This window comes from Bacteroidia bacterium (assembly GCA_033391075.1).
In the GTDB taxonomy this organism is placed as follows: Bacteria; Bacteroidota; Bacteroidia; order J057; family J057; genus JAWPMV01.
Genome location: JAWPMV010000001.1, coordinates 3,053,432 through 3,066,342, shown reverse-complemented (window position 1 = coordinate 3,066,342; position 12,911 = coordinate 3,053,432). Strand labels below are relative to the sequence as shown.

Annotated in this window: 7 protein-coding genes; 4 read left to right on the top strand and 3 right to left on the bottom strand. The window is 42.3% G+C overall.

All coding sequences use genetic code 11. From position 1 onward, the window contains the following. Nucleotides 1-94: 94 nt before the first annotated feature. Together R8P61_12390 and R8P61_12385 are read right to left on the bottom strand one after the other, a co-directional pair. Nucleotides 95-343: a hypothetical protein gene (locus tag R8P61_12390; protein MDW3647858.1), complete on the bottom strand. Its 249-nt coding sequence runs from the start codon at nucleotides 341-343 to the stop codon at nucleotides 95-97. Between the two features lie 47 nt (nucleotides 344-390). Then, nucleotides 391-1,080: an SDR family oxidoreductase gene (locus R8P61_12385; GenBank protein ID MDW3647857.1), complete on the bottom strand. Its 690-nt coding sequence runs from the start codon at nucleotides 1,078-1,080 to the stop codon at nucleotides 391-393. Between the two features lie 81 nt (nucleotides 1,081-1,161). On the opposite strand from R8P61_12385, the gene R8P61_12380 reads away from it, so the two are divergent. From R8P61_12380 to trkA, 4 genes are all read left to right on the top strand, one after another. After that, entirely contained in the window at nucleotides 1,162-1,902 is a 741-nt protein-coding gene (locus R8P61_12380) for an ABC transporter permease (protein ID MDW3647856.1), read from the top strand. A gap of 176 nt (nucleotides 1,903-2,078) precedes the next feature. Continuing rightward, nucleotides 2,079-7,622, top strand: a complete 5,544-nt coding sequence (locus R8P61_12375) for an MG2 domain-containing protein (protein MDW3647855.1) — start codon at nucleotides 2,079-2,081, stop codon at nucleotides 7,620-7,622. Between the two features lie 88 nt (nucleotides 7,623-7,710). Continuing rightward, entirely contained in the window at nucleotides 7,711-9,894 is a 2,184-nt protein-coding gene (locus R8P61_12370; GenBank protein MDW3647854.1) for a glutamine synthetase III, read from the top strand. Nucleotides 9,895-10,427: 533 nt separating this feature from the next. Then, the gene (gene trkA / locus R8P61_12365) at nucleotides 10,428-11,768 is read left to right on the top strand and encodes a Trk system potassium transporter TrkA (GenBank protein ID MDW3647853.1); all 1,341 of its coding nucleotides are present in this window, start codon (nucleotides 10,428-10,430) and stop codon (nucleotides 11,766-11,768) included. A gap of 140 nt (nucleotides 11,769-11,908) precedes the next feature. On the opposite strand, the gene R8P61_12360 is transcribed toward trkA, so the two are convergent. Continuing rightward, nucleotides 11,909-12,889 carry a DUF6263 family protein gene (locus tag R8P61_12360; GenBank protein MDW3647852.1) on the bottom strand — a complete coding sequence of 327 codons (981 nt, stop codon included), beginning with the start codon at nucleotides 12,887-12,889 and terminating at the stop codon, nucleotides 11,909-11,911. Between the last annotated feature and the right edge of the window lie 22 nt (nucleotides 12,890-12,911).

The window sequence follows — 12,911 nt, the reverse complement described above, 5'->3', positions numbered from 1 at the left end:
TGATTTATTTATTACAAATTAAAAAATATTCTTACGTCAGTCAAAACTAGCTGTGCCAATTGTTCAGACGGCTTCATATTTGGTCAGTTTGTAATTACCATGTGCTATTCCTATCTATAATTACTTCTCTTATATTTTCTAGGTCAAAGTCATGGGTATGATCTTTTTGGTTGTACCAACGGGCATTTTTATCCCGCAACTTCAGTCTTCCTTCTGCTGCTTCAACTAGATCTCCGAAATAGGTGCTTCCTTCCCATAAAACGATATGCGCTTCTTTTCCCAGCAAGCTTTTTACCTCGGAACGCAAACGTTTCCCGCTAAATCTATCACTTCTCGTACCCATTGCTTTCTTATTAATTTACTAAAAAGATGGATTCCCGACTCGATTTATTACAAATCTCCTAAAGCTGGCCTGACAACGATATCTTCTATTACCGTCCTTTCACTGAGGGAGCAGGCATTCCAGACTATCTTTGCTATATCTTCGGCAGGTATAAATCGCTCTTCCGGAGCATCAAATCCATCCCAACTGGGAGTCAGGGTCGCGCCAGGCATCAAAGAAATCACGCGTATGTTATGGGGTTTGAGCTCTTCCCTTAGATTTTTACTGAATCCCAGCATCGCATATTTTGAGATACCATAGGACCCTCCATATTCATAAGGTTTGATCCCGGCTACACTACTCATATTAACAATGGTGCCTTTTTTTGCCTCCATCATGGCAGGTAACAAAGACTTTGTCATGAAATAAGCGCTGTCGATATTGGTGCGCATCATGCTTTCATATACCGAATCTTCTTCTGAATGAATCTGTCCGGGTAAAAATACACCTGCATTGTTTATCAGGATATCTAGTCTGCCAAATTGCTCATTTAAGGTTTTTCCTAGTGCTTTGACTGCATCTTTGTCCGACATGTCGCAAACGAAGGTATGGAGCTTAGGCATCTCACTTTTGGCAGCTTCCAGAGATTCTTTCCCCCTGGCACAAATGATTACTTCAAAATTTTCCTGATAAAATTTTCGGGCAATAGCTAATCCTATGCCTTTTGAGGCGCCCGAAATAAAGATTTTCCTGTTCATGAGGTTAAAGGTAAAGAAATTACTTTGCAAGCCTTGTTAAAGTTTAGTTTTTTCGTGTTCAGTAAAGCGATCCCAAACACCTTGACAAATCTCTTTTATCATATCGGCCGCTTTTTCCTCTTGATGGGAAAAATGTTTAATAACCTTGAGCGATTCAAGGTGTATTATAAATTGACCATCACAGAATTGGCTACCTTCATTGGAGGGAGTTTGTTTATCGTGATTATTATTTCCAGTTTTATTGGAGCAGTATCTACCCACCAGATCGCCTATCAGCTGGTATCGAGTTTTGTTCAGCCCTATATTATCGGTTCCATTGTATCTTCCACTTCTTTATTGGAATTGTCTCCGACGGTTCTAAGTTTCATTCTGGCCGGTCGAATTGGATCAAAAATTGCGTCTGAAATAGGGACAATGCGGGTTACCGAGCAAATAGATGCTTTAGAAGTGATGGGGGTGAATTCAAGTGCATACCTCATCCTCCCCAAAATCATCGCGGGCTTATTGGCGCTGCCAGTGCTCGTTACAGTTTCAGCTTTTTTAGCACATATGGGAGGGATGCTGGCAGGAGAAATTACCCGTTCGGTAACGCAGATAGAGTTTACTAGAGGGATGCAGGAATTTTATGATCCTTATCAGGTAATTGTGATGTATGTAAAAGCCTTTACCTTTGGACTCCTGATTACCTCAGTTTCTGCTTATCAGGGATTTTATACTACGGGTGGAGCTTTAGAGGTAGGAAAGTCTAGTACCAAAGCAGTAGTTTACAGTTGTTTGGCCATCGTGGTCGCAGATTATTTGGTAGCCCAAATGTTGCTGTAAATCATTGACTTTTTTATAGGACAACACGCATATTCAAAGAATACTACGAATTCTCAACAAGTCAAGGCGAATTCTCACACAGTCAAAATGCCAATTTATCAAGTGGTATTTTGTCTGCCATATATAATCGCTAATTTGAAAAACAGCAATGCACAGCATGATTTAAACTCCGTATTATGAAACGCACTTTTCACACTTATCTAATCGCCGGGGGAGCCCTGGCCTTGATGATCGCAGGACTAATTTTCGCTGGAAAGCACAGCCAACCGGAATTCCATGGATTTAATGAAGAACTGGAAACCTATGTTCAGGGGTTTACTGCCGGAGAAATCAGCCGTAGCAGTAATATCCAGATTCAGTTCACAAAAGACTTTGGTAAGAATGAAGATCCCGAATTTTGGCAAGAAAATGATCTCTTGGAATTTTATCCGGAGATCAAGGGTACCTATAGATGGAAAAATGCTCGTACCCTCGAATTCAAACCCGATGAAAAACTGCCTTCCGGTCAGCTTTATATGGCCAAAGTAAATCTTCATGAGATTCATGCTGATATGCAGAAAGCTTTGCCCGAACTGGAATTTCAGTTTGCAAGTATGAAGCAAGGGATAGAACTCGAACTGACCCGTGCGCGAAGCTATAAATCCGGCAAAACCGCTTATCAGGAATTAAGTGGCGTAATCAGAACTGTTGATTTCGCCGAAGCGGACCTGGTGGAAGAACTATTAAGAACGGAGGAGAAAAATGGAGTTAAAATCAAATGGGAACATGATGCGGATAATAATGAACACAGCTTTGTGATCGACTCTGTTCCCAGAAAGAAAGAAAACTACTTTCTGAATCTACTTTGGAGTGGTAAAAAACTGGGCATTGAAAAGAAAGGCGAAAAACAAATAGAAATTCCCGCAGTCGGGAAGTTTCGCCATATGCATACCTATAGCTATGTCAAGCCGGAGCAATATGTCGTATTGGAGTTCTCCGATAATATCGCCCCTAAGCAGGATTTATCCGGTCTGATTCAGATGGGGAAAACTAACCTAAACTTTAGCATAGAAGAGAATCGGATTAAAGTATTCCCTAAAAGCAATGTAAAAGGTTCTGTTGACCTCAAAATAAATCCCGGAATCAAGAATGCTCTGGGAGATGCATTGGATCAGGAATACGAGAGTAAAGTCATATTCACGGAGACCAAACCTGAATTGAGACTTATTGGGAAAGGGGTAATCCTGCCTAAATCTGAACGGCTTCCTTTTATTTTTGAAGCAGTAGGCCTCAAGGCAATTGATGTACGAGTTATAAAAATTCAAGAGGATAATATTCCTCAGTTTTTGCAGGTCAGCAATCTGAATGAAAGTCGGGAGTTGAAGAGAGTGGGAGAGAAAGTTCTGGAAAAAAGCATTCGTCTGGATAAAAACGCAGAACTGGACCTGAATACCTGGAACCGCCATTCCCTGGATTTAAGTGATTTGATTGATACAGATCCGGGAGCTATCTATGAAGTCGCTTTAGGATTCAGGAAATCCTATACCTTTTACTCTTGTAGCGAACAGGAAAACGGAGATTCAGAGAAAAACATGCTGGCCCTGGATAAAACCTGGACCACAGGCAATAGTAATGGATATTATTATTACGATGACTACGATTACTATTATGATTATGGAGAAAGAGACAACCCCTGTAATGTATCCTTTTACACCAATCGCCGCATCATAAAAAGGAATGTACTGGCTTCTGATCTGGGTTTGATTGCCAAGAAAGGAAGTGAAGGCTCTTTATATGTAGTTACAGATCTCCAGACTACTGATCCTATTTCTGGCGTGAAATTGGAAATCTACAATTTCCAACAGCGCCTCATCCATACAGCTACCACCGATAATAAGGGAATGGTAGAGGTAAAGCACTCCGAACATCCTTATTTATTAGTTGCAAAGAAAGGTGAGCAAAGAGGCTATCTCCGCATGGATGATGGACAGTCTCTTTCTATGAGCCGCTTCGATACGCAGGGGCAAAAATATTATGAAGGGGTTAAAGGATTTATTTATGGGGAAAGAGGCGTATGGAGACCTGGTGATCCGATTTTCCTGAATTTCATTTTAGAAGATAAAAGCAATAGCCTTCCGGATGATCATCCAGTCAACTTCGAACTCTATGATTCCAGAGGAACCCGGATCAAAAAGATCAGCAGGAAACAAGGCCTTAATGGCTTTTATACTTTCCATACCAGTACAGCAGCTGATGCTCCTACTGGTAATTACCTGGCCAAAGTGAATGTCGGAGGTGCCCGTTTCCAAAAGACCGTAAAAGTGGAGACCATCATGCCCAATCGACTCAAAATCGCCCTGGATTTTGACAAGGCTTATCTCGAAGGCAAATCGGGGCAATATGGTAATCTTAGTGCTCGCTGGCTGCATGGAGCCATAGCGAAAAGCCTGAAATCTGATGTTCGGGTAAGTTTAAGCCCAGCTACAACAAAATTTGATAAATATCCCAATTTTACTTTTGATGATCCTCTGAGAAAATTGAATTCTGAAGAAGTAACCCTTTTTGATGGTCCGCTAAATGATCAGGGACAAGCAAGGGTGCCTATAAAGATTCAGAATAATCTGGTTGCTCCGGGTAAATTGAATGCAAAATTCAAAATCAAGGTCTTTGAGCCAGGAGGCGCTTTTAGTGTAGATCGCTTTTCAGTTCCCTATTCGCCTTATGCTCAGTATGTAGGGCTTAGAACACCTCCGGGAAGAGGATGGAGAGGTGCTTTAGTGACAGATGAAAATCACAATATCGAAATAGCTACCGTAGATGCCGATGGAAGACCTGTAAGTAGCTCGGTAAAATTGACCATCTATAAACTCAATTGGAGATGGTGGTTTGAACGATCACGGGAAAATCTCTTGAACTATAGAGGGAAAGTTAATGGAGAAGAGGTTAAAACAACCAATCTTACGACCATAAATGGCAAAGCCAATTGGACCTTCAAAGTCGATAAAAATAAATGGGGAAGATATCTTATTCGAGTTGAAGATGGGAAAGGGCATATCACAGGAAAGATTGTTTATGTAGACTGGCCGTCCTGGGCAGGAAGATCAAGACCGGGAGATGAAGGAGGAGCCCAAATGCTGAACTTTACTGCTGACAAAGAAAAATATGCTGTTGGGCAGGAGGTAACTTTGAGTATACCAAGTGGTGAAGCCGGACGTGCACTGGTGAGTATAGAAAATGGGACAAAAGTGGTAGCTGCTTATTGGGTAGATGCGGTAAAAGGGACTACGAAATTTAGTTTCCCTACTACTGCTGAAATGGCTCCCAATGCCTACGCCAATGTTACTTTGATTCAACCTCATGCTCAAACCGCCAATGATTTACCAATTCGGATGTATGGCGTGATTCCTATCAAAGTAGAGGACCCCGCAACGCATCTTTCGCCTGTTATTTCCATGCCTAATAGCCTGGAACCCAATTCGACTTTTGCAGTACGCGTAAGTGAAAAAAGTCAACAAGCGATGACTTATACTGTAGCTGTCGTAGACGAAGGACTTCTGGATCTTACCCGTTTCCAAACGCCCGATCCCTGGAGTAATTTCTATAAAAGAGTAGCCCTGGATGTGAAAACCTGGGATGTATACGATCATGTTTTGGGTGCTTATGGAGGAGCCATAAAGAGTCTCTTGAGTATTGGTGGAGGTGCTGGTGAAGAGGTTGATGGAGCCAAGAAACAGGATCGCTTCCGCCCGGTCGTCAAATTTCTCGGGCCTTTTGAATTGAAGGCCGGTGAAACTAAGACCCACAGCATTGAAATGCCCAATTATATTGGTTCAGTGAGAACTATGGTTGTTGCTGCTGATCCGGATAAAGGTTCTTACGGTTCAACTGAAAAAGCTACACCAGTCAAGAAACCTCTTATGGTTTTGGGTACTTTACCACGAGTATTGGGACCAGGAGAAAACCTGTCCTTACCCGTTACGGTTTTTGCGATGGAAGACAACATCAAAAATGTAAACATCAAAGTTGAAACCGGAAAAAGAGTCTTGGTAAATGGAAAAGATACCCAACAATTAACCTTCAATGAGCAAGGCGAAAAAATGACCGTCTTTGATTTGGGTGTGTTGGGATCGTTAGGGATGGATCATATCAAAATCACTGCCCGTTCAGGTTCTCAAATTGCTGTTTATGAAACAGATATAGAAGTTCGCAATCCCAACCAGCGCGTAACCAATGTATATGCACAGTTTATGGATGCAAAAGGCAATTGGAAGCAAGATTACAGTCCGGTGGGCATGCGCGGGACCAATAATGGATACCTGGAAGTGAGTTCTATTCCTCCCCTGGATTTGGGAAGAAGATTGAAATACCTGATTCGATATCCTTACGGATGCGTAGAGCAAACAACTTCAAGTGTCTTCCCTCAGCTTCATTTGGCCCGACTGATGAAATTGGATGAGAAGAAAAAGGAAGAAATCGATAAGAATATCCGTGCAGGTATCCAGCGATTGACTCGTTTCCAAAATAGCGATGGTAGTCTTTCTTACTGGCCGGGTTCCTATTACTATAATCAGTGGGGAACCAATTATGCAGGGAATTTCTTGCTCGAAGCTAAACAAGCTGGCTATACCTTGCCCTCTGGTATGATTGAAGACTGGATTGGATTTCAGAAGGATATGGCAAAAGGATGGAAGGGCGATAGCAGATGGCAACAAATGAACCAATCCTATCGCTTGTTCTTGCTCGCTTATGCCGGTAAGCCCGAATTAGGAGCGATGAACCGTATGCGCAAGCTCAAAAACCTCAAAGAAATGTCTAAATGGCATTTGGCTGGAGCTTATTATCTGGCAGGGCAAAGGGATGTCGCCCGGAAAATGGTCAGGTCCCTGCCTATGGATATCTCAGACTATCGCGAACTTGGATACTCCTACGGAAGTGCCACCCGGGATTATGGGATTATGTTGCAAGTCTTGAGCATTATGGATGAAAGGGAGTATGCGAAACCATTATTGAAGAAACTTTCAGATGCATTGAGTGATAAAGAAAGGTGGATGAGTACCCAGACGATTGCCTATAGTTTAGTTGGAATTACAGAATACATAGGCAAGAAGAATAATTCTGCCAAGCTTAATTTCTCCTACCGGATCAATGGAGGAGCATGGACCGAAGTAGACTATAATGCACCTGTTTGGCAGCTTGAAATGGCAGAGGTCAAAAAAGGTAATGTCGAATTCAAAAATGAGACGAAATCCTTTATGTACGCTCGCTTGATTCTGGATGGAATCCCGCGCATAGGAGAAGAAACCAGTGCCAGCAACAAACTCAACATATCTGTTAGTTATAAAGACCTGAATGGAAAAACCATCAATCCTTCTCGCCTGGAACAAGGGACAGATTTTGTAGCGGAAGTAAGCGTGAGTAATCCTAGTGGAAGATTCTATCAGGAATTGGCATTGTCTCAAATCTTCCCTTCGGGATGGGAAATTCACAATAGCCGAATGGATGGTACACAAAGTCAGGATGCTGCCAAAGCAGAATATGTAGACATCAGGGATGATCGTGTGTATACCTTCTTTGATCTTTCAAAAAATAAGTCAGCGACATTCAAAGTCAATCTCAATGCCAGTTATCTGGGGAAATATTACCTTCCCGGAGCGAATTGTGAGGCTATGTATGACAAAACCATCAATGCTCGCGTCAAAGGGCAATGGGTGGAAGTTATAGATGCCGGAAGTGGGGGTTGATGAAGAATAAAAGATTTAATGAAGCGTGGATAAGGCCCAGCCTTTTCCACGCTTTTATCTTTACCTTTATTTTCATTTCTTTAGCCCTATGAATCCCAGGTTTAAGGCGATAGAACAAATCCAGCAACGAGCAAGGAGAAAGCCACTTGTGCCTACTCCCAGGCCCAGTGAGATCTTTGCGGAGAATGTCTTCAATCAAAGAAAGATGAAAGAGTATCTTTCTAATGACATCTTTGTGCGGCTGCAATCTTGTATGCAAAGTGGAGAGTTTCTGGATAGAAATATAGCAGCCTCAGTTGCTAATGCGGTGAAATCCTGGGCGCTGGATAAAGGAGCGACGCACTATACGCACTGGTTTCAACCCCTGACAGGAAGAACTGCTGAAAAACACGATTCTTTTTTGGAGTTGACTGAAGGAGAACCCATAGATAAATTTTCGGGTGAAGAATTGGCCCAACAGGACCCCGATGCTTCTTCTTTTCCAAGCGGAGGGCTCAGAAGTACCTTTGAGGCAAGAGGATATACCGCCTGGGATTGTAGTTCTCCGGTCTTCATTTTTGAAACCACCTATGGGAGAACCCTTTGTATCCCAACCATATTCATTTCCTATACAGGTAAAGCCCTGGATTATAAACTTCCCTTGTTGAAATCCATGGCCTTATTAGATAAGGCAGCAACAGCCGTCTGTAATTATTTTGATAAAGAGGTTAGCCGTGTTTATCCTACCCTGGGAATTGAACAGGAGTACTTTCTGATAGACCGTAGCTTTTATCATCTGCGACCCGACCTGATGTTGAGTGGAAGAACAGTATTTGGGGCAGCTTCCGCTCGAGGCCAACAATTAGATGATCATTATTTTGGTTCCATTCCAGAACGGGCTTTTGCCTTCATGAATGAATTGGAACTGGAATGCCATCGTTTGGGAATCCCCTTAAAGACCCGGCATAATGAAGTAGCCCCCAGTCAATTTGAATGTGCACCCTGGCATGAGAATTTAAACATCGCTATTGATCATTCATTGATGATGGCAGATCTCATAGATAGGACCGCTAAGAAGCATAATATGGCAGCCCTCATGCATGAAAAACCTTTTGCCGGCATAAATGGGTCTGGAAAACACAGCAATTGGTCCTTGCAAACCAATACAGGGAGGAATCTCCTTGCTCCGGGAAGTGATCCTCAGGAAAACCTGCTTTTTCTGGCGATTTTCGTTAGCGTGATCAAGGCTTTTCACGACCATGCAGAGCTTTTGGGAGCAAGTATTGTTTCCATAGGAAATGATCGACGGCTGGGCGTCCATGAAGCGCCTCCGCCTATCCTTTCCATTTTTACCGGGAAGCGTTTGGCCAAGATTCTTTCGGATTTGGAAAATCCTCCGCGAAAGCGGAAGCATGAGCCCATCAATGAGTTGCTCCGTCTGGGAATCAGTGAAATTCCTGAATTGCTAATTGCCAATACCGATACCAACCGAACATCTCCTTTCGCCTTTACAGGCAATAAGTTTGAGTTTCGGGCCGTAGGAGCCTCGGCTAATTGCAGCCAGACCATGACCCTGCTCAATACGGCAGTTGCTGACCAATTAATTGAATTTAAAGAAAGGGTTGACGCTAAACTGCGGAGAGGAAGAAATCTGGACCTGGCAATTTTGGACATACTTAAAGAATACATGCAATCTTGTCATCACATATTGTTTGATGGAGATGGGTATAGCCTAAGTTGGATTACAGAATCGGAAAAAAGAGGCCTGGTTAAATTAGGGAAGACCCCCTATAGCCTTGAAGGCTTTCTGAAAGATAACTCCCAGGAACTTTTCAATAGAACCGGAGTTCTTTCTCCTGACGAACTTGAAGCTCGCTATGAAGTATTGTTGGGAGAATATTTGAATAAAATCCGGATAGAAGCGGATATTATCCAGGAACTGGGACAGACATCTATCATTCCTGCTGCCCTCGAATACCAAAAAGATTTATTGCAAAGTTTGCGGATGGGACAGGAAAGTGGCCTCGGTAGAAAGGCACTTTCTGTACAGGAGGATTTGTCAGTTTTGATTGGGGAAAAAATTGGAGAACTCTTTAGTTCGCTGGAGAGCCTGCGAGTTACCCGAAATCGCATAGAACGACGGGGGTATGTTAAGGAAATAGCTATAGGCTATACAGAGCAAATTTTGCCCATTTTTGACGAGATTAGAAATAAAGTGGATGAATTAGAAGGGAGAGTCGGAGATAAGATCTGGCCTTTGCCTAAATACAGAGAAATGCTCTTCATTAATTAAAAAAAAAGTAGCACCGAGGTGCTACTTTGACAACACATGATTCAAAGAAAGTGCTTATAATCTCTGGTTATTTCATGAGCCTGATTCCTGATTTTCAGCCGGGAGTAAAAATAGTCTCCTGGGATGGCTAAAAATGACTTCGAACACAGGCTCGGTTTGTTTGTTTTTGGGCCGCTCAGCTATTGTTTTTATTGTAGGGTACTTGCTCCGTTGGCGCATACTGATTGTGCTGCAAGGACCTGCTACAACTGGTGTTTGATTTTTCATAAGCATTCTTATAACCCTATATTTCCTCGCTGTTACAATGTAAAGTACGTAAAGGAAATCTTGCCAAAAAAGTCCCTTGTAAGGATGTAGGAGGGTATATGGAGGAATCGCTGACTAAACACTGAATTGCTTGCGCGATCCGTCAAAAGCGAGGTTTGAATGGGAAATAAAAAAATTTCGACTTATGTAAGGTTCTTATTTTCCAATTTAGTCCGCTGAAAAATATCTCCTGATTGATTAAATTTGGCTTCTTATTTATTGATAATATGCGAATCATCATAGCCGGAGCCGGAGAAGTCGGTTTCCATGTGGCAAAAATGCTCTCCCATGAAGACCACGATATCATTCTTATAGATAGAGCAGAGGAAAGATTGACCTATGCAGAATCCCATATTGATGTGGGAGTTATAAAGGGAAATTCCATTTCTATCAATTTGCTTCAGGAAGCAGGTATAGAAGAAGCTGATCTATTGATAGCAGCGACTTCTTCAGAAGAAACCAATATCACTACGGCAATTATTGGAAAACATCTCGGAGCCAAAAGAACCATCGCCCGAATTTTCAATCCTGAGTTTCAAATCGAAAAAGAAGCCCTGGATTTGAGAACCCTGGGAATCGACTCCATGGTTTTTCCCGAATACCTGGCTGCACAGGAGATCATGCGCCTGATCGAAAGAGCGAATTTGACAGACGCATTTGAATTTGGAGATGGGAAGTTGGCCTTGACTGGAGTAGTGCTGGAAGAAAATGCTTCTCTCGTAGGATTGAATCTCATTAAAGCTGCTAAACAATATCCGGATTTTAAGTTTACGGTTGTGGCTATCCAAAGAGGAAACGAAACCATTATCCCTCGTGGAGCCAATTTATTTAAGGCAGGGGATCATGTGTACTTCATCAGTTCGCCCGCCTGCATCACTCGCCTGGAAGAATTGTCGGGTAAGACGAAACTTGAGATCAAAGACATCATGATCCTTGGTGGAAGCCTTATTGGGCGAGAATTTGCTAAATGGACCCAGAATAAATATAAGATCAAACTCATTGATGGAGATAAGCGGAAATGCTTTGACCTTGCAGATGAGCTTTCTGAAACCATGGTGATCTGTGGAGATGGGAACAATGTGGAATTTTTGGAGGAAGAGGGAATAGGGGAAATGGATGCATTTATTGCCCTGACCGGAAACTCAGAGACCAACATCATCTCCTGCCTCGTAGCTAAAAACCATGGCGTGAAACGGACGATAGCTTTGGTGGAAAACATTGATTACATCAGCCTTTCCCAGAACATAGGCATAGATACCCTGATCAATAAGAAGATGATCACCATTAATAACATCTTCCGACATGTTCGGGGAGGGCAAGTGGAGGCTTTAACCAGCTTGCATCATGTGGAATCGGAAATTCTGGAGTTTATTGTCCATGAAGGCTGCCGAATCACCAAATATCCGGTCAAGGACTTGAATTTTCCAAAGGATGCCATTATTGCGGGTGTAATCCGGGATGCTCAGGGCTTTATCGCAAATGGGCATACGCAAATACATGCAGGAGACAGGGTAGTGGTATTTACGCTGCCAACGGTCATTCATAAAGTGGAGAAATTCTTCCGTTAGCACTCAGCGCTGAAATAAAGTTCAATTGCAAGTATCAAGTACAAATTCAATTAAGGCGAATGCCTGTGCTTGAATTTGACACTTGCACTTGAACTTCTCTTAACTCAATTAGCTTGATTGAGTTCTCGTTCGCTTAACCCTTATTTAATCAAGGTAATAGTCGTTATAGACTTGATCCCCATAGGTACTTCAGTTGGTTCAGGAATTTGCCCACCTTCCATGGTCATGATTCCATTTATGTCCTGATTGATGGTCGAACTGATGGCCATGCCTGTTTTCAAATCAACAATGGTTTCTCCTGTTTGGTCGCCTTCCATTGCATAAGACAATAGCATTCCCTGCACTTCCAAAGGAGTATCGGGATTGGTTGTCAGGCGAGAATTTACTCCTAAATAGGCTTTTCCATCTTCCACCTTATTTAAAGTATAATCGGTATCCAGATCCATTTCGAAGGTAGTCTTGATAGACATCTTCTGGTTCCAGCTATCTCCTACATTAACACGGGTCTTGGGATAGAATGCACTTAGGCCTGAAAAGCTTTCTTGCATTTTCTCTGCTGAATACTGCTCCTTCATGGCAGCTACCATCATTTCATTTACATTTGGATTTAGCTTACGCATGTTTTCAATCAGACCTTCCTGAAATGCTTCCAGGCCCTCCATATTTTCCAAATTACCTTCTTTATTTACATAGCCATAGAAATTTAATCCTATCAGGGCTGCGGCACCCAAAGCTGCATCCGGAACATTTTCCATGCTTTTTTCTGAATCAAAATCTACCTGCATCATGGGATTGTCCATCATATAAGAAGCTGAAAGATAGCTTACCTTTACTTTGGGTCTTCCATCTATTACGTCTACCACGCTCATTTCAAAACCAAAACCAATGTTCTGGGACATTTCATTTTCCATTCCCATGATACTTTGGCTGATCTGCTGTTTGATGTCCTGCTTATACCGGAAAGACTGGCCTTTCTCCATATTTACCTGGAGAAGTATGCCGCTTTCTTCTTTTGCTGGAACATCAGCTACTTTTTTTGATCCTTTACAGCTTGTTGCAAAAAGAAAAAGAGCAAGGATAAATACTGAGATTTTCTGGTTGTTTAACTTGTGAATAGTCATGTGTGTTAAATTTACTTTTTTG

Excerpts from the sequence above, each read along its gene's own strand:
- R8P61_12390 (MDW3647858.1), bottom strand. The coding sequence starts at position 343 with ATGGGTACGAGAAGTGATAGATTTAGCGGGAAACGTTTGCGTTCCGAG.
- R8P61_12385 (MDW3647857.1), bottom strand. The coding sequence starts at position 1,080 with ATGAACAGGAAAATCTTTATTTCGGGCGCCTCAAAAGGCATAGGATTA.
- R8P61_12375 (MDW3647855.1), top strand. The coding sequence starts at position 2,079 with ATGAAACGCACTTTTCACACTTATCTAATCGCCGGGGGAGCCCTGGCC.
- R8P61_12370 (MDW3647854.1), top strand. The coding sequence starts at position 7,711 with ATGAATCCCAGGTTTAAGGCGATAGAACAAATCCAGCAACGAGCAAGG.
- trkA (MDW3647853.1), top strand. The coding sequence starts at position 10,428 with ATGCGAATCATCATAGCCGGAGCCGGAGAAGTCGGTTTCCATGTGGCA.
- R8P61_12360 (MDW3647852.1), bottom strand. The coding sequence starts at position 12,889 with ATGACTATTCACAAGTTAAACAACCAGAAAATCTCAGTATTTATCCTT.